General features: G+C 72.4%; 20 protein-coding genes. 8 read left to right on the top strand and 12 right to left on the bottom strand.

Features of this window, described 5'->3' with window-relative positions; translation table 11 throughout:
- Positions 1-94 precede the first annotated feature (94 nt).
- Positions 95-460 (top strand): hypothetical protein, encoded by a 366-nt coding sequence (locus HB662_RS15365; RefSeq protein ID WP_168050672.1) that lies wholly within the window; start codon positions 95-97, stop codon positions 458-460.
- 9 nt (positions 461-469) lie between these two features.
- Here HB662_RS15365 and HB662_RS15360 read toward each other — a convergent pair whose 3' ends face one another.
- Positions 470-1,258, bottom strand: a complete 789-nt coding sequence (locus HB662_RS15360) for an exodeoxyribonuclease III (protein WP_168050671.1) — start codon at positions 1,256-1,258, stop codon at positions 470-472.
- Positions 1,259-1,350: 92 nt separating this feature from the next.
- On the opposite strand from HB662_RS15360, the gene HB662_RS15355 reads away from it, so the two are divergent.
- The 3 genes from HB662_RS15355 to HB662_RS15345 all read left to right on the top strand — a co-directional run bounded on the left by HB662_RS15355 (position 1,351) and on the right by HB662_RS15345 (position 4,322).
- Entirely contained in the window at positions 1,351-2,454 is a 1,104-nt protein-coding gene (locus tag HB662_RS15355; protein WP_168050670.1) for a DNA topoisomerase IB, read from the top strand.
- 105 nt (positions 2,455-2,559) lie between these two features.
- Positions 2,560-3,852, top strand: a complete 1,293-nt coding sequence (locus HB662_RS15350) for an SDR family oxidoreductase (protein ID WP_168050669.1) — start codon at positions 2,560-2,562, stop codon at positions 3,850-3,852.
- Entirely contained in the window at positions 3,852-4,322 is a 471-nt protein-coding gene (locus HB662_RS15345; RefSeq protein WP_168050668.1) for a DUF2269 family protein, read from the top strand. Before HB662_RS15350 ends, HB662_RS15345 begins: the two co-directional genes overlap by 1 nt.
- 8 nt (positions 4,323-4,330) lie before the next feature.
- Here HB662_RS15345 and HB662_RS15340 read toward each other — a convergent pair whose 3' ends face one another.
- Positions 4,331-5,551, bottom strand: coding sequence for a DUF1501 domain-containing protein (locus HB662_RS15340; protein WP_168050667.1), 1,221 nt, complete (start codon positions 5,549-5,551; stop codon positions 4,331-4,333).
- Positions 5,548-6,855, bottom strand: a complete 1,308-nt coding sequence (locus tag HB662_RS15335; protein WP_168050666.1) for a DUF1800 domain-containing protein — start codon at positions 6,853-6,855, stop codon at positions 5,548-5,550. Before HB662_RS15335 ends, HB662_RS15340 begins: the two co-directional genes overlap by 4 nt.
- Before the next feature lie 121 nt (positions 6,856-6,976).
- Between HB662_RS15335 and HB662_RS15330 the strand changes: the two genes are divergently transcribed.
- Positions 6,977-7,576, top strand: coding sequence for a HupE/UreJ family protein (locus tag HB662_RS15330; protein ID WP_168050665.1), 600 nt, complete (start codon positions 6,977-6,979; stop codon positions 7,574-7,576).
- Here the strand turns inward: HB662_RS15330 and HB662_RS15325 are convergent.
- From HB662_RS15325 to HB662_RS15305, 5 genes are read right to left on the bottom strand one after another with little or no spacing between them, the layout of a single operon-like run.
- Complete coding sequence (locus tag HB662_RS15325; RefSeq protein WP_168050664.1) at positions 7,573-7,836, bottom strand: ubiquitin family protein; 264 nt, start codon at positions 7,834-7,836, stop codon at positions 7,573-7,575. The two genes, HB662_RS15330 and HB662_RS15325, sit on opposite strands and share 4 nt — an antisense overlap.
- A 3-nt stretch (positions 7,837-7,839) precedes the next feature.
- A complete protein-coding gene (locus HB662_RS15320; protein WP_168050663.1) occupies positions 7,840-8,922 on the bottom strand; it encodes a WD40/YVTN/BNR-like repeat-containing protein in 1,083 nt (360 codons plus the stop codon).
- A gap of 3 nt (positions 8,923-8,925) precedes the next feature.
- The gene (locus tag HB662_RS15315) at positions 8,926-9,411 is read right to left on the bottom strand and encodes a DUF1579 domain-containing protein (RefSeq protein WP_245185647.1); all 486 of its coding nucleotides are present in this window, start codon (positions 9,409-9,411) and stop codon (positions 8,926-8,928) included.
- Entirely contained in the window at positions 9,408-9,860 is a 453-nt protein-coding gene (locus HB662_RS15310) for an SRPBCC family protein (protein ID WP_168050662.1), read from the bottom strand. The genes HB662_RS15315 and HB662_RS15310 overlap by 4 nt, the downstream gene beginning before the upstream one ends.
- On the bottom strand, positions 9,857-10,186 hold the full coding sequence (locus HB662_RS15305; RefSeq protein WP_168050661.1) for an ArsR/SmtB family transcription factor: 330 nt from the start codon (positions 10,184-10,186) through the stop codon (positions 9,857-9,859). Before HB662_RS15305 ends, HB662_RS15310 begins: the two co-directional genes overlap by 4 nt.
- Positions 10,187-10,290: 104 nt before the next feature.
- Here HB662_RS15305 and HB662_RS15300 point away from each other — a divergent pair, with 104 nt between their 5' ends.
- The gene (locus tag HB662_RS15300) at positions 10,291-11,100 is read left to right on the top strand and encodes an aldolase/citrate lyase family protein (RefSeq protein ID WP_168050660.1); all 810 of its coding nucleotides are present in this window, start codon (positions 10,291-10,293) and stop codon (positions 11,098-11,100) included.
- A gap of 4 nt (positions 11,101-11,104) precedes the next feature.
- On the opposite strand, the gene HB662_RS15295 is transcribed toward HB662_RS15300, so the two are convergent.
- From HB662_RS15295 to HB662_RS15280, 4 genes are read right to left on the bottom strand one after another with little or no spacing between them, the layout of a single operon-like run.
- Positions 11,105-12,430, bottom strand: coding sequence for an energy transducer TonB (locus HB662_RS15295; RefSeq protein WP_168050659.1), 1,326 nt, complete (start codon positions 12,428-12,430; stop codon positions 11,105-11,107).
- A 6-nt stretch (positions 12,431-12,436) separates the two neighbouring features.
- On the bottom strand, positions 12,437-12,859 hold the full coding sequence (locus HB662_RS15290) for an ExbD/TolR family protein (protein ID WP_168050658.1): 423 nt from the start codon (positions 12,857-12,859) through the stop codon (positions 12,437-12,439).
- Positions 12,859-13,548 (bottom strand): MotA/TolQ/ExbB proton channel family protein, encoded by a 690-nt coding sequence (locus HB662_RS15285; protein WP_168050657.1) that lies wholly within the window; start codon positions 13,546-13,548, stop codon positions 12,859-12,861. Before HB662_RS15285 ends, HB662_RS15290 begins: the two co-directional genes overlap by 1 nt.
- Positions 13,549-13,562: 14 nt before the next feature.
- Positions 13,563-14,045, bottom strand: a complete 483-nt coding sequence (locus HB662_RS15280) for a hypothetical protein (RefSeq protein WP_168050656.1) — start codon at positions 14,043-14,045, stop codon at positions 13,563-13,565.
- A gap of 121 nt (positions 14,046-14,166) precedes the next feature.
- On the opposite strand from HB662_RS15280, the gene HB662_RS15275 reads away from it, so the two are divergent.
- Positions 14,167-14,610 (top strand): hypothetical protein, encoded by a 444-nt coding sequence (locus tag HB662_RS15275; protein WP_168050655.1) that lies wholly within the window; start codon positions 14,167-14,169, stop codon positions 14,608-14,610.
- Between the two features lie 201 nt (positions 14,611-14,811).
- Entirely contained in the window at positions 14,812-16,668 is a 1,857-nt protein-coding gene (gene ilvD, locus HB662_RS15270; RefSeq protein WP_168050654.1) for a dihydroxy-acid dehydratase, read from the top strand.
- The last annotated feature ends 6 nt before the right edge of the window (positions 16,669-16,674 follow it).

Below are 16,674 nucleotides of genomic sequence, written 5' to 3'. Positions count from 1 at the left end.
CCCTTGCGGCTCGTGGGGCCGCCGCCCGGGCCGGGGCTGGCAACCTGAAGCCGGCTGCCGCGCTGAAGTGGGTATGCACAGAAGGAAGAATCCGATGACCCGCCCCCTGATCGTACCCGCCCTGGCCGCCTTCCTGGCGCTCGGGCTCGTCGCCTGTGACGACGCCGTGGAGACCTCCGAGCGGACTGACGTGCCGGTCGAGACCCGCACCGGCCAGTCGGGCGCTACATCCTCGCCGACCGCCGGCGGCACCGGCACCACCGGCAGCGCCGGCGTCAGCGTGCCGGGTTCCAGCGGCACCGCGCCGATCGGCTCGCGGAACCCGCTGCCGCCCGGGACCGGCACCGCGACCGGCGTCACCACCACCCCGGGGCTTGGCACGACGGCGCCGTCCGGCACGGCAACCGGCACCGGCAGCCCGGATGCGGGCGCGAGTGGCGGCGGCGGCCCGACGCGCTGACCTGCCGGGTCAGGCGCGGCGCGCAACACGCCGCAGCGTGACCCAGGCGGGCGCATGGTCGCTGGCGCCCTCGGCGCCGCGCGCCGCGCGATCAACCCCTGCGGCCGACAGCCGCGGGGCGAGTTCCGGGCTGAGCAGGATGTGGTCCAGCCGCAGCCCGGCATCACGTGCCCACCGGTTCCGCTTATAGTCCCAGAAGGTGAATAGCGGCCCGGTGGGGTGCTTCCGGCGCAGCGCATCCACCCAGCCCTGCGCCAGCAACCCGGCAAAGGCGGCGCGGCTTTCGGGCTGCACCAGCGCGTCGCGATCCCAGGATCTGGTCGGGTAGATGTCCTGCGGCTCCGGCACCACGTTGAAGTCGCCGGCCAGCACGGCAGGCACGGCGGCCTCCAGCAGCGTCCTCGCATGCGCGTTCAGGCGGCGGAACCAGGCCAGCTTGGCGTCGAATTTCGGCCCTGGCTGCGGATTGCCGTTGGGCAGGTACAGGCAGGCCACCAGCACGCCCTGCACCGCCGCCTCGATGTACCTGGCCTCCCGGTCCGCTTCGTCTCCGGGCAGGGCGCGGCGGGTGCAGACCGGCAGGACGCCGCGCGACAGGATGGCGACGCCGTTCCAGCTTCGCTGGCCCTGCCAGACCGCCTCATACCCTGCATCCCGCAGCGCCTGCGCGGGAAACTGCGTCGGCGGCGCCTTCAGTTCCTGCAGGCACACCACATCGGGCGCAGCCTGCTCCAGCCAGCCAAGCAGGTTCGGCAGCCGGCGGTTGATGCCGTTGATGTTGTAGGTCGCGATCTTCATGGCCTGCCAACGCCGCGCGCCGCAATTCGTGCCTGCAACCGGTTGCTCCGCCAGGGGTTATCCCAATCCGCTCGGGAGGAGGCCCCGCGCCCATGCCGCGCGACGACCCAGGTAGAGACGAAGCCGGCCAATCCCCCATCATCGACCCGCGCGAGGCGGCCCTCGAGGCCGGGCTGCGCTACGTCTCCGATGAGACGCCGGGCATCACCCGGCGCCGTGCCGGCAAGGGATTCAGCTTTCGCCTGCCGAAGGGCGGCGCGCTGCGGGATGCGGCGGAGCTGAAGCGCATCCGTGCGCTGGCCGTGCCGCCGGCCTGGACGCAGGTGTGGATCTGCCCGCGCCCCGATGGCCACATCCAGGCTACCGGGCGCGACCAGAAGGGCCGCAAGCAGTACCGCTACCATCCGAAATGGCGGGAAGTGCGCGACGCCGCGAAATACGACCGCATGGTGGATTTCGCCCGCGCGCTGCCCGGCCTGCGCGCCCGCGTCGAGGCCGATATGCGCCGCACCGGCCTGGCGCGGGAGAAGGTGCTGGCGACGGTGGTGCATCTGCTGGAGACCACGCTGATCCGCGTCGGCAATGACGACTACGCAAAGCAGAACGACAGCTACGGCCTGACCACGCTGCAGACGCGCCATGTGGCGGTGGCGGGCAGCGAGCTGCGCTTCGCCTTCAAGGGTAAAAGCGGCAAGAGCTGGAATCTGCGCGTGACGGATCGCCGCGTCGCCCGCATCGTCCGCGCCTGCCAGGACCTGCCGGGGCAGGAGCTGTTCCAGTACCGCGACGCCGACGGCACCCTGCACGACGTCACCTCCGCCGATGTGAATGCCTATCTGCGGGAGATCGCGGGGCAGGAGATCACGGCAAAGGATTTCCGCACCTGGGCTGGCACCGTGCTGGCGGCACTCGCCCTGCAGGAATACCAGCGGGTGGACAGCCAGGCGGCGGCCAAGCGCAATGTCCGCGCGGCCATCGAGCGGGTCGCCGCACGGCTCGGCAACACGCCCACCATCTGCCGCAAATGCTACGTCCACCCGACCATCCTGGAGACCTACCTGGGCGGCGAGTTGGCGCTGGAGGTGGCGGCGGAGGCGAAGGCGGAGTTGCGGGAGGGGATCGACCGCCTGCGGCCGGAGGAAGCGGCCGTGCTGGCCCTGCTCCTCGGCCCATTGCGGGAGATGGCGCGGGCCTAGCGGGCCCCGACCAGACACAGGGTCTCGCACAACCCCCTCCTCGGTCGCGCCCACCAAAGAAAACCGTTGCTTTCCCGTTAGGGGCCGAGACGCTAAGCGCCGTCAATGCGCATCGTCATCATCGGAGCCTATGGGCTCATCGGATCCTATGTATCCGCCCGCCTCGCGGCTGACGGTCATAGGACCGTCGGCGTCGGGCGCGACGTCGAGGCGGCCCGCCGCCGCTTCCCCGCCCTCGAATGGAAGCGCGCCGACCTGGCCACCGCCTCCGTCGCGGATTGGGTCGCCGTGCTCGCTGGTGCCGAGGCCGTGGTCAACTGCGCCGGCGCCCTTCAGGACAGTCCGCGCGACGACCTGAAGGCCGTCCATGTCGAAGGGCTGCGTCGACTGGCCGAGGCCTGCGAGGCGGCAGGCGTCCGCCGTCTCGTGCATATCTCGGCGGCCGGGGTGGGGCCGGGACGGAGCACCGCCTTCAACGCCACCAAGCTGGAGGCCGAGGCCCTTCTGGCCCGGAGCCCGCTGGATTGGATCATCCTGCGTCCGGGCCTTGTATTCGCCCCCGCCGCCTATGGCGGCACGGCCCTGTTGCGCGGCCTGGCCGGCTTTCCCGGTGCCAGCCCCGTGGTCTTCGGCGACAGCCTGGTACAGACCATCGGTGCCGAGGACCTGGCGGTCGCGGTCGCAAGTTGCCTGGCGCCGGATGCGCCCAGGCGCGTCAGCCTGGACCTGGTCCACGGCGAGGCGCTGACCCTGATCGACCTCGTCGGGCGTCTGCGCGGCTGGCTGGGCTTGCGACCCGTGCCGACGCTCCGCCTGCCCCTGCTTCTGGCCCGCGCGACGGCCGCCGTCAGCGATGCCCTGGCCTGGCTGGGCTGGCGCAGCCCGATGCGCACCGCCGCATTGGAGCAACTGCGGATGGGCGTTCGAGGCCAGGCCGAAGACGCGGCGCGGCTGGGCCTGGTGCCGCGATCCTTCGACGCCCTGCTCGCCGCCGCCCCATCGGGCGTGCAGGAGCGCTGGTTCGCCCGCACCTACTTCGCCAAGCCCGCCATCCTGGCCTGCCTGTTCGCCTTCTGGCTGCTGTCAGGCCTGATCGGCCTGACGGTCGGCTTGCAGGACGCCATCGCCATCCTGACCGCCGCGGGCATGGATGCCCGGCTGGCGGCCGGCGCGGTGATCGGCGGCAGTCTGGTCGACATCGCCCTGGCCCTGCTGCTGATCTGGCGACCGACCGCTGCCCGTGCCTTGCAGGGCATGATGCTGGTCACGGCGGGCTATCTGCTGGCCGCTGCCCTGCTGCGCCCGGATATGTGGCTCGACCCGATGGGCCCGCTGCTCAAGAGCATTCCCGCCGCCTTCCTGGCCCTGGCTGCACTGGCGACGCTGGACGAGCGCTGATGGACCTCCAGACTCTGCTCAAGGTCGCGCATGTGGTTGGCGCGGCGGTGCTGCTTGGCACCGGGGCCGGCATCGCCTTCTTCATGCTGATGGCGCATCGCGCGCGGGATCCGGCGCTGATCGCCCACACCGCCAGCATCGTGGTGCTGGCCGATACTGTGTTCACGGCCTCGGCGGTGGTCCTGCAGCCCATGACCGGCGCGGCCCTGGCCCATCTGGCCGGCTATCCGCTGCTGTCGGGATGGATCGGGCTGAGTCTGGTTCTCTATGTCGTCACCGGCCTGTGCTGGCTGCCGGTGGTGTGGATCCAGCTCCGCCTGCGGGATCTGGCCCGCCAGGCGGTCGCCACGGGCGCGCCCTTGCCCGGCCAGTATTTTCGCCTGTTCAGGCTGTGGTTCCTGCTGGGCTTCCCGGCCTTCGCAGCGGTGCTGGGCATCGTCTGGCTGATGGTGGCCAAGCCCAACCTCTGAGGCGGATCCTAGGCGCGCAGCAGCCCGATCTCCGCCGCCACCGCCTCACTGCCCGGGAAGGCGGCGGCCACGGCGCTGGCAGGCAGCCGCAGATGGTCGCGCAGCAGCGCCTTGGCCAGGGCGCGCAGGTCGCGCGTCGGCTGCAGGTCCCGGTTCTCGAACAGGGCGTCCCGCTTCAGCCCGGGCCAGTTCGCCAGCACCCGCCCGCCCTGCACGGCGCCACCGGCCAGGAAGGCGGCGCCGCCGGTGCCGTGGTCGGTGCCGAGATTGCCATTGGCGCGCGCCGTGCGGCCGAATTCGGTGATGGCCAGCACCGCGGTGCGCGACCAGGCCTCGCCGAGCTGCGTCCGCAGCGCCGCGATGCCGCGGTCGAGCTGCAGCAGCACCGGGTCGATGCGCTGCGCCTGGCCCGCATGGGTGTCCCAGCCGCCGAGCTCCAGCGCCGCCACGCGCGGCCCATCGGCGCGCGCCAGCATCCTCCCTGCCGCATTGGCCAGCCGGGTGAAGCCGCCCTGGTTGGTCGGGATCGGCGCGCCGGCGGCCAGCGCCCCGGTGGCGTAGCCGCGGCCGCGCATCCCCTCCATCACGCTGGGGCCGAGCACCGGGTCGCCATGCAGCAGCTCCGCCATGCGGGCATAGAGATCCGGTTCCGGCCGCGTCGCCCGTGGTGGCGCCCACATGCCGACCGGCGCATCCCCGCGCATCAGCAGCGGCAGGTCGAGGCCGAGCGCCAGGCCGGTCCGGGCGGGCTGGCCGGCGGATTCAGGGATGTGCGTCAAAGCGCGGTTCAGCCAGCCGGATTCCAGCCGCTGCGGGCCGCCGCCCTCCATCAGGTCCTGCCCGTCGAAATGGCTGCGGGTGCGATAGGGGCCGGCCACCGCATGCACCGGCAGCAACTCGCCCCGCGCATACATCCCGTGCAGCGCGGTCAGCTTCGGATGCAGCCCGAAGGTCCCGCCGAGGTCCAGCACGCCGCCTTCCGCGCCCGGTTCGCCGAGCGCCAGCGCGCCGCGCAGCGCGGCGTAATCCGGGTCGGCATAGGGCACCACGGCATGCAGCCCATCCATCGCGCCGCGCAGCAGGATCACCACCAGGCGGCGGTCCATGATCTGCGCGCCCGGCGCGGCCACATTGGCCACTGCCAGACGGGCGGGGCCAGCGGCGGCAAGGGCGGTCAGGCCGAGCAGGAAGCCGCGGCGGCCGATCCGGGGCAGGTGCGTCTGGCTCATCGGCGTTGCATCTCCGGGCTGGCGAAGACGAGGGTGATGGCATCCCGCGCGCTGCCGGCGCGGCTGAGGGCGCTGCGCGTTTCCTCCCGCGCCAGCGGGCCGAGCGCGGTCTCCAGCACCTGGCGCGGGTCCAGCCGGGCATGGCGGCCGGCGGTCTCATAGGCAATGTCGAGGCGCTGCATCATCGGCTCCGGCGCCGCCCATCCGGCGGCGGTGTCCGGCCAGCCATTCGGCTGCGGCGCGTTCCACAGCGGCTGTCCGAGCGCCGACAGCGCGCCGAGCACCGGGCCGGGATCGGTGGCGCCGGCGGCGCGGTGCATCGCCACCACATAATCCAGCGGCGCGCGCAGCTTGGTCAGCGGCGGCCCCCAGGCCTGCGGCAGGCGGACCAGGGCGCGGGATGCCGCGCCGAGGTCGCCCTGCGTGTCCCGCAGCACGCCCTCGATCCGCGCCACCGCGGCCGGCGGCGGCGCATCGGCGACGAAATGGCGCACCAGCCGATCCGCCAGGAAGCGATGCGTGGCGGGGTGCGCGGCCAGGTCGCGGAGCGCCGCCTCATAGGCCTCCGGCCCCTCCGCGTAGCTCTTGCCAAGCAGGGTCTTCGGGCCGGGCTCGTGGTTGCCGGGGCGGAAGACCAGGTCGAAGGGCGGGCGCAGGCGCTCGACGCCCCAGCCGGTCATGATCCGCGCGAATTCCGTCACATCCGCCTGGGTATAGCCGGCGGCGGGGGAGACGCTGTGCAGTTCCAGGATTTCCCGCGCCAGGTTCTCGTTCAGCCCGCGGCCGCTGCGCTTGCCGAAATTGCTGTTCGGCCCGACCGAGGCGACCTGGTCCAGGTAGTACAGCATCGCCGGCGCCTTGGAGGCGGCGAGCAGCATGTCCACGAAGCGGCCGGTGACATGCGGGCGAATCGCCTGGCGCAGGAAATGCGGGAAGCCCGTGGTCATGCCGAAGCCGCCACGCTCCGCCACCGTGAAGTGGTTCAGCCAGAAATTGGTCAGCCGGTCGTGGAAGGGCACGTCGCTGGTCAGTAGATGGCGCACCCAGGCCTGCTGCTCGGCGCGGAACAGCTGCGTCGGCACGCTGGCCTGGCCGGCGGGCGGCGGGGTCGCGTCATGCGCGATCCAGGCAGAATAACCTTCCTCCAGCGAGGCCGGCGCGTCCCGCCCGTCCGGTGGCGGCAGGGGCGCGGGCGCGGCGCGGGTCTGCTGGTCAAGCCAGGCGACCGGATCATCCGGCAGCGAGTGCGGGGCGCGCGGACCGGTGCCGAAGCGGACGGCCGCGATCTGGGAGCGTGTGTCCATGGGTGGATCACACACCGTAATTGTGGCCAAACCCGTGCAAAGTCCGTGACGTGTGCGTGAGGGTTCCCGCCGCGCCGGGCCTCCCCTAGCCTGTCCCCGAACCAGAACGGGACATCGCCACATGCGACAGCTTCGCCACCGCCTTGCCCTCGTCACCGGCCTGCTGGCCTTGCCCGGCGCCGCCCTGGCGCATCACCCGATGGGCGGAGAGGTACCGTCCACGCTGTGGCATGGCCTGGCCTCCGGCCTCGCGCATCCGGTGATCGGGCCGGACCATCTGGCCTTCCTGCTGGCGATCGGCCTGGTGGCGGGGCTGGCGGGCTGGGGCCTGGCGCGGCCGATGCTGTTCGTGCTGGCCTCGCTCGCCGGCGTCGCCGCGGCCTGGCTCGGGCTGTTGCTGCCGGCGGTCGAATGGATCGTGGCGGCGACGGTGCTGGCCGCGGGGGCTGCGCTGCTGGCGGGCAGGGCGGTTCCGGTGGCCGCCTGGATGGCGCTGCTGGCGGTGGCCGGCATCGCGCATGGCCAGGCCTATGCGGCGGAACTGCTCGGCGCGGAGGCGACGCCGATCCTCGGCTACCTGATCGGCCTGGCGGTGGTGCAGGGGGCGCTGGTGGCGCTGGTGGCTTGGCTGGCGCGGCAGGTGCCGGGGCTGGCGGCCGGGCCGGTGCCGCGGCTGGTGGGGGCGGCGGTACTGGCGGTAGGCGTCTTCGCGCTGGTCTAGCCGCCGCTCATCGCCGTCATCACCAGCATCTCCGCCCCTGGCCGCAGCGGGGATTGCAGCCCCGCCAATTCGCCATCGACGAAGACCTTGAGGTGGCGGCGGATGGCGGGGCTGGAATCGCAGATCCGGTCGGCCATGCCGGGCCAGCGCGCCTCCAGCCCCGCGATCGCCTGCGCAACGCAGGCCGCTTCCAACTCCATCTGCCGTGGCGCGCCGGGGAACAGGCGGGTCAGGGAGGCCGGCAGCAGCACCTGCACCATCGCTCAGCCGTCCAGCACCAGGGTCTCGACGGAGGAGATGGTGGGCAGGTGGCGCGCGATGCAGCGCCAGCTCTCGCCCTCATCGGCGCTGGCGTAAAGCTCGCCGCCGCTGGTGCCGAAATACACCCCGGCCCGGTCCAGCCTATCGGTCGCCATCGCCTGGCGCAGCACGCCGAAATAGGCGTCCTGCTGCGGCAGCCCCTCGCGCAGCGCCTGCCAGCTGGCGCCGCCATCGCGGGTGCGCCAGACCGCGGCCTTCGCATCCGGCACGTAGCGCCCGGCCTGGTCGCCATTCAGCGGCAGCAGGAACAGCGTGGACGGGTCGCGCGGATGGGTGGCGGCGGGAAAGCCGAAGGAGGAGGGCAGGCCCCGCTCGATGCTGGTCCAACTGCGCCCACCATCCTCGCTGCGGTACATGCCGCAATGGTTCTGCTGGTACAGCAGGTCCGGCTGGCCCGGCGCCATCACCAGGCAATGCACGCATTGCCCGTGTTCGGGGTAGCGCTGGTCCTCCGGCGCGTAGTCCTGTCGCGTGCCGCGGTTGCGCGGCGCCCAGCTTCGCCCGCCATCGGCGGTGTGGAACACGCCACCGGTCGAGATCGCCACCCAGAACTGCTCCGGGTCCGCCGGATGCGGCAGCAGCCCGTGCAGGATCAGCCCGCCGCCGCCCGGCTGCCATTCGGGGCGGGAGGGATGGTCGCGCAGCCCCTGCACATGGGTGAAGCTGGTGCCGCCATCGGCGCTGCGGAACAGCCCGGCCGGTTCCACCCCCGCATGCAGCACGCCATGCGCGGCGGCCAGGCTCCACACCGTCTTGATCGGCGTCTCCCCGGCTTCATAGGCCAGGCCCTGGCTGGAATGGGTCCAGCTTTCGCCGAGATCGGGCGAGGTCCAGACCGCCGGCCCGAACCATTCATTCCCGCCGGCCGCGTGGATGCGGCCGGTGGTCGCATCGGCGATGACGTGGTTGACCGGCCAATTGTCGCAGAATGGCCCGCGCAGGGACCAATCCTGCCGCGCCGCATCTGATTCCAGGATGAAGGCGCCCTTCCTGGTGCCGACCAGAAGCAGGATCCGCTTTGCCATGGCTCAGCCCACCCGCCGGTAGCGCGCGGTCATCACATGGTGCCAGGCGCCACCGGCATCCTGCATGCGGGACGTCATGGTCCGTGCATCGGGGGATTCCACCTCGATGATGTCCTGGTACAGCGCCACGCGGCCCGGCGTGCTGAAATCGGGCCCCTGGCTGTCCAGCGTCAGCACGCGACGGTTCGCATCCAGCGCGCCGTCATAGAGCCACATCATCGTCATCATGGAGCCGATGAAGCTGCCGGCGAAGCGCCCCTTGGCCGGATCGTAGCCGAGGGTCAGCACGGTGTGGCCGGTGCCGCCGCCCGGCATCTCGCCCTCGCCCCGGCCGATGATCCAGACATCGCCCAGCGGCGAGACCATCTCCCGCCCCCGCATGGTCACGGCGGCCTCGCCGGGCGCCATGATGCATTCGGCCTCGCTGGTCCATTCGCCAACCAGGTGTTGCAGCCAGCGATGTTCCTCGGTGACGGTCACATCCATCATCGCGCTTCCTCCAGCGTTTCCATGTGCAGGGCGATCAGGCGTTCGAAGGATTCGGTCCAGCCGCGGCGATGGCGCGTGGCGGTGGCGGCATCGGCGAAGCGGTCATGCGTCAGGGTGATCTCGGTGCCATCCTCCAGCGGGCGGAAGCGCACGGTGACGCGGCTTTCGCGTTCCGGCGTGCTGGCCCAGGCCCAGGTGAAGACCAGCAGCCGCTCCGGCTCGATCTCCAGGTAGCGACCGCCGACCTCGTGGCGGGCGCCATCGTCCTCGATCATGTGGATGCGGAACTGGCCATCGACCCGCGCATCGACCTCGGCCTGCTCCACCCGCGTATGGTGCGGGCCGAACCACTGCGCCATCATCTCCGCCTGGGTCCAGGCGGCGAAGACGCGGGCGGGTGAGGCCTTGATGCGGCGCACCAGGGTCAGGCTCGGGATCGTCGTCGTCATGGCGCTTTCTCCAGCGCGGCTGCCAGCCGATCGAGGCTTTCGGTCCAGAAGCGCTGGTAGCGGGCGAGCCATCCCATCGCATCCTCCATCGGTGCCGCCGTCAGCCGGCAGGCGACGGTGCGGCCGGTCTTCTGCCGGGCGATCAGGCCGGCGCCTTCCAGCACGTCCAGGTGCTTCATCACCGCGGGCAGGGACATCGACAGCGGCCGCGCCAATTCGCTGACCGAGATGCCGTCCTCCGCATCCAGCCTTTGCAGCAAGGCGCGGCGGGTCGGGTCGGCCAGGGCCGAGAAGATGCGGTCCAGATTGGGGCCTGGTGCGGCCATTTGGTTAACCATGAAGTTAAGCATAACGCCGCGCTCGCCGCTCCGCAAGCTTGCCCGCATCACGCCGGCGGGATCACCATCATGCCAAAGCGGGAGAAAGCTGGATGATCGCGAACCCGGTGCGGGCAAGGCTGCTGCGAGGCGAGGCCAGCTTCGGCGTCATGGCCTTCGAATTCTTCACCCCTGGCCTGGCGCCGACGCTGGCCGCGGCAGGCGCCGAATTCGTGCTGCTGGACATGGAGCATTCGGGCCTGGGGATCGAGGGCGTGAAGGCGCAATGCGCCTTCGCCCGCGCCGCCGGCATCGTGCCCATGGTCCGCATCCCGGCCGCCCAGGCGGCGCTGGTGCCGCCGGTACTGGATGCCGGGGCGCTCGGCATCATGATGCCGCTGGTGGAAAGCGCGGCGCAGGCGCGGGCGCTGGTCGCCGCCTGCCGCTACCGGCCGCAGGGCCGCCGCGGGCTCGCCTTCTCGGTGGCGCATGATGCCTATGCCGGCGGCGACCCGGCGGCGAAGATGGCGGCGGCCAATGACGCGGTGCTGACCATCGCCCTGGTGGAAAGCGAAGCCGGCGTTGCGGCGGCGGCCGAGATCGCCGCGGTGCCGGGGCTCGACATGCTGTGGCTCGGCCATTTCGACCTGTCCGACAGCCTCGGCATCCCGGGCCGCTTCGCCGATCCGCGCTACCGGCAGGCGGCGGCGGATCTGCGTGCCGCGGCGCAGGCGGCGGGCAAGCCGCTGGGCTGGGTGGCCGGCGATGGGGCGGAGGCCGCGGCGGCACTCGGCGCCGGCTTCCGCTGCCTGTGCATCGGGCATGAGGTGGTGGTGCTACGGAATGCCCTCTCCGCCGCCTTCGCCACGGCCCGCGCCGCGACACCGGGCGAGGGCAGCCCGGGCCTCGGCGGCCTGCCCTGATCGCTCAGCGAATCGAGAAGCCGATCGGCGCCAGCACCACCGCCTGCGCGTCCGGGAAATCCGCCGGCAGGCGGGGCAGGGGGGAGACGCGGCGGATCAGCGCCATCGCCTCATGATCCAGCAGCGCATAGCCGGTGCCGCGCACCAGCTGCGCCGCCTGCACCGTGCCATCCCGGGCGATGACGAAGCGCAGCGTCGCCGTGCCCTCGATGCCCTGGGCGCGGGCGGAGGACGGGTAGCGCAGGTTGCGCTGCAGGATACGGACCAGCGCGGCGGCATAGGCGGCGGGCAACTGCCGCGCGCCGGATCCTTCGCCGGGGCTGGCGGCCGCCCGGCCCTGGCCGCCGCCCGGCGGGCCGGGGGAGGTGGCGGGGCCGGGCGTACCGGCCGGCCCACGTTCCGCCGTGGCGGCCTGGCCGGGATTGCCGGCCGGCACGCTGCGGGGGGGTTCCGCGCGCGCGGCGGGTTGCGGTACGGGCCGCGATGCCGGGCGCGGTGCCGGGCGCGCTTGGCGCACCGGCTCGGGCGGCGCCTGGGGCGGTGGTGGCGGCGGTGGCGGCTCGGCCTCCGCCGTCACCGTCTCGGGCGGCCGGGCGGCTTCGAGCGGCGCCGGCGGCGGCGGCGGCGGCGGCGGCAGGACGGGCGCGGCGGCGGTCAGCGTCTCCGGCGGCGGGGTGGCGGCCAGTTCGTTGGGCGGCGGCGGCGCCACTTCGACCGGCTGGGCCATCTCGGCCGGCGGTGGTGGTGCCGCTGCCAGCGGTTCCGGCAGCGCCTGCACAGCCTGGGGCGGCGGCGGCTGCACCACCTGGGGCGGCGGCGGCTGCACCACCTGGGGCGGCGGTGGCTGCACCGTCTGGGGCGGCGGCGGCTGCACCGCCTGGGGCGGCGGTGGCTGCACCGTCTGGGGCGGCGGTGGCTGCACCGCCTGGGGGGGCGGCGGGCTCTGCAACGCGGGTGGCGGGGTGGCGGCGAGCGCCTGTGCCGGCAAGGCGGTGGCCTCCGGTGGCGGCACATCGGCCGCCTCCAGGCTCTCGGCCGGTGCCGCGTTCGGCGCCAATTCATCCGGCTGCACCGCCCCGATGCCGCCGGCCGCACCGCCGCCCAGCCCGCCGGAAAGGCCAACCTGCAGCCCGGCTCCGCCGCCTGCCAGCAGCGGCGGGTGGGCCGGTCGCATCAGCACGGCCGCCAGGCCGAGATGCAGCGCCAGCGCCACGCCCCAGGCGGCTGGATGCAGGCCGCTTCCATGCCGCACAGGCTCAGGCGCCGCGAAGGAGAGGGGGCCGGGGCCGGTCATCGCCGGCCGCGGCAGGAAGCCGGGGGACTGGTCCATGGCGGCTCAGGGCGCCGCCTCGCCGATCAGGGAGGCACGGCCGAAGCCCGCCGCGGCCAGGGCGGCCAGCACGCGCATCACCTCGCCATAGGCCTGGGCGCGATCGGCGCGCAGGAAGACCGGGCGGTCCGGCGCGGCGGCGGCCATCGGGGCGAGGGTGGTGACCAGCGTCGCCGGGTCCGTCTCCGTCTCCTCGATGAAGACGCGGCCCTGCCGGTCCAGCGTCAGCACCAGTGGCTCCGTCACCTGCGGCACCGGGGCGCTGGCGGCGCGCGGCAGGTCCACCGGCACGCCGGCCATCATCATCGGCGCCGCCACCATGAAGACGATCAGCAGCACCAGCATGACGTCGACGAAGGGCGTGACGTTGATCTCGGAAAGCATGCCCTCCTCGTCCCCGCCGCCCTCCTCCATGTTGCCGAAGGCCATTACTCGGCCGCCATGCGCGCGCGGGTGGAACCGGCAAGGCCGAGGCGCCGGGCCAGGCGTTCCGCCGCCCCGCTGGCGGCGCCGCGCGCCTCGCCCAGCATGGCTGACAGCCGGTTGAAGGCGAGCGCCGCGGGAATCGCCGCGACCAGGCCGAGCGCCGTGGCGAACAGCGCCTCCGCAATGCCGGGCGCGACGGCAGACAGGCTGGTATTGCCGCTGCGGGCGATGGCGGTGAAGGCGTTCATGATGCCCCAGACGGTGCCGAAAAGGCCGATGAAGGGCGCGGTGGAGGCGATGCTGGCCAGCACCGGCAGGCCCTGCCGGGCGCGGGCGGTGCGTTCGACCACCGCCAGCCGGGCGGCGCTGGCGATGTGGTGGCGCCGTTCGGCGGCAGGTTCGCCGACCACTTCGCGGGCCGCATGTTCGGCGGCGACCAGCACCTCGGCCCAGGCATTGTCCTGCGCGGGGGGCGAGCCATCCTCGGCGAAGCGGCGCAGCGCGGCGGCATCGCGCGTCAGGCGGCGGAAGCGCAGCGCGCGGTCCAGCGCCAGTGCCCAGACCCAGATCGAGGCAGCCACCAGCATCACCATGACCGACCGCACCACCCAGTCGGCGGCGAGGAACAGGCCGAGCGGCGACAGGTCATGCGCGGCGCCCATCGCGGCGGTTTCCATGACGGTGCTATCCATGCTGGCGCTCTCCCCTACAGGCCGAAGCGGATGCCGGCGCGGCTGGAGGGCCGCAGGCGATCGGCGCAATCGGTCACGTCAGCCCCGCCGATGCGGCAGGCCAGCACGTCGTTCACCAGCAGGCGGCTGATGCGGTCGCAGGGCAGGCCGGCCAGGTCGAACAGGCGCACGGCGGTGCGGCCGGCGCCGATCGGGGCGAGTTCCACCGCGGCGCGGCGCGCGATCTGGCCATCGCCGCCGAACACCACCAGGTCCAGCCGCAGCGCGTTGATGGCGGCGGCTTCCGGCGCGTCGTTGGACAGCATCATCCAGATCCGGCAGCCCTCGGCCGGCGCCGTCACCGGCTCCAGCCGGTTCAGCTCCAGCGGCAGGGCCGGCTGTTCCTGAGCCGGTTGCGCTGTTGCTGTCTGGGCCGGGACGGCCAGGATGGAGGCCGATGCCAGGCTCGCCAGGACCAGGCATTTCCGCAGCAGCGGAAGCGGCGACGCGATGGTCATGCTTCGATATCCTCTGAACAGCGGCTGCATGGCATATCTGAGAATGACTCGCAATCACACTTCCCTGCGCGCAGCCGCGGCGCCATGCTCCGCAACGCTCATGCGAGAGGAGGCCGGCCGCATGCCGGATGGATTGCAGGACCCCCGGGTTCCGGGATTGGCGCCGCCGGAGCTGCTGGTGGTGGCGGCACTGCGGGCCTGGATGGTGCCGCGGCGGGGTGTGCAGGACTGGCAGGGCATCCTCGCCTCGGCCGGGATCCTGCCTGCCGGCGCATTGGGGTTTGAACTGCTGATGTCCGTGGTGTCCCGCAGCGCCCAGCGACGCCTGGATGTGCGGCATGGCGAGGGCACCGGGCTGGGCCGGGACGAGGCGGTGCTGCTGGACCTGGTGGCGGCACTGCAGCGCGGCGATGTGCTGTCGGCGATCGGCGGGCTGTCCGAATGGCTGGCGCCGGACCAGCTGGCGGCGGCGCTGCGCGGCGCGCGGATCTTCGCCCGCCATGCCACGGCGGCCGGCTTGAAGCTGCGCGACGCCGCCGGCCCGACCCGCATCCACCTGCACTGAGGCCGCCTCGATCCCGTCCGGATCTGGCCGACCCGGTCTGGCCGACCCGGTCTGGCCGACCCGGTCTGGCCGAGCCGCACCGATGCCGCTAGAAACGCCGGCCTAGACCGCCAACCGGGAAACAACCGGCCGGGCCTGGGACGGATCGCGCCGCAGGGCCGAGACGGCAGGCCAGGACACGCAAGCCAGGACCGCCAAGCCATGCCGCAATACCGCAGCCGCACCACCACCCATGGCCGCAACATGGCCGGCGCGCGGGGGCTGTGGCGCGCCACCGGCATGAAGGACGGCGATTTCGGCAAGCCGATCATCGCCGTGGTCAACAGCTTCACCCAGTTCGTCCCCGGCCATGTCCACCTCAAGGACCTCGGCCAGCTGGTGGCGCGGGAGATCGAGGCGGCAGGCGGCGTCGCCAAGGAATTCAACACCATCGCGGTGGATGACGGCATCGCCATGGGGCATGACGGCATGCTCTACAGCCTGCCGTCCCGCGACCTGATCGCCGACAGCGTGGAGTACATGGTCAACGCGCATTGCGCCGATGCGATGGTCTGCATCTCCAACTGCGACAAGATCACGCCGGGCATGCTGATGGCGTCGATGCGCCTGAACGTGCCGACGATCTTCGTCTCCGGCGGGCCGATGGAGGCCGGCAAGGTGGTGCATCGCGGCCAGAAGCGCAGCGTGGACCTGATCGACGCCATGATCGCCGCCGCTGATCCCACGGTGACGGATGCGGAAGTCGAGGTGATCGAGCGGTCTGCCTGCCCGACCTGCGGGTCCTGCTCCGGCATGTTCACCGCCAATTCGATGAACTGCCTGACCGAGGCGCTGGGCCTGGCGCTGCCCGGCAACGGCACCGTCGTGGCGACGCATGCCGACCGCAAACGGCTGTTCCTGGAAGCCGGGCGGCGGATCGTCGAGATCACGCGCCGGCACTACGAGACGGAGGATTTCTCCGTGCTGCCGCGCAACGTCGCGACGCGGACGGCCTTCGAGAATGCGATGACGCTGGACATCGCCATGGGCGGGTCCACCAACACCGTGCTGCACCTGCTGGCCGCAGCGCATGAGGGCGGCGTCGATTTCACCATGACCGACATCGACCGGCTTTCGCGCCGCGTGCCGGTGCTGTGCAAGGTCGCGCCCTCGGTTGCCAATGTGCATGTGGAAGACGTGCACCGCGCCGGCGGCATCATGGGTATCCTGGGGGAGCTGGATCGCGCCGGCCTGCTCGACACCAGCGTCAGCCGCGTCGATGCGCCGACGCTGGCCGAGGCGCTGCAGCAATGGGATGTGACGCAGACCGCCGATGCCAGCGTACTGGACTTCTTCAAGGCGGCGCCCGGCGGCGTGCCGACGCAGGTGGCGTTCAGCCAGGCGGAGCGCTGGGAGAGCCTGGACACGGACCGCGCCAAGGGCGTGATCCGGGCGAAGGAATCGGCCTTCTCCGCCGATGGCGGCCTGGCCGTGCTGGCCGGCAACATCGCCGTCGATGGTTGCATCGTGAAGACCGCCGGCGTCGACGCCTCGATCCTGACCTTCACCGGCCCGGCGAAGGTGTTCGAGAGCCAGGACGCGGCGGTGGACGGCATCCTGGGTGGCAAGGTGGTGGCGGGCGACGTGGTCGTCGTGCGGTATGAGGGGCCGCGCGGCGGGCCCGGCATGCAGGAGATGCTGTACCCGACCAGCTACCTGAAATCGAAGGGCCTCGGGAAGGTCTGCGCGCTGGTGACGGATGGCCGCTTCTCCGGCGGGTCCTCCGGCCTGTCGATCGGGCATCTTTCGCCGGAAGCGGCGGAGGGCGGGCCGATCGGGCTGGTCGAGGATGGCGACATCATCGAGATCGACATCCCGAACCGCCGCATCGAGTTGAAGGTGGGCGAGGATGTGATGGCGCAGCGCCGGGCCGCGATGGAGGCGAAGGGCGATGCCGCCTGGCAGCCCGCCAGCCCGCGCAAGCGCCAGGTCTCGACGGCGCTGCAGGCCTATGCGGCGATGGCGACGAGTGCCGCGCGCGGCGCGGTGCGAGACCTGGCCACGCTCAAGCGCCGATAGGAAAAG

The sequence above is a fragment of the Falsiroseomonas frigidaquae genome, from assembly GCF_012163145.1.
Classification (GTDB): domain Bacteria; phylum Pseudomonadota; class Alphaproteobacteria; order Acetobacterales; family Acetobacteraceae; genus Falsiroseomonas; species Falsiroseomonas frigidaquae.
The sequence above is the reverse complement of the archived record's forward strand: the minus strand, read 5'-3'. Positions and strand labels throughout refer to the sequence as shown.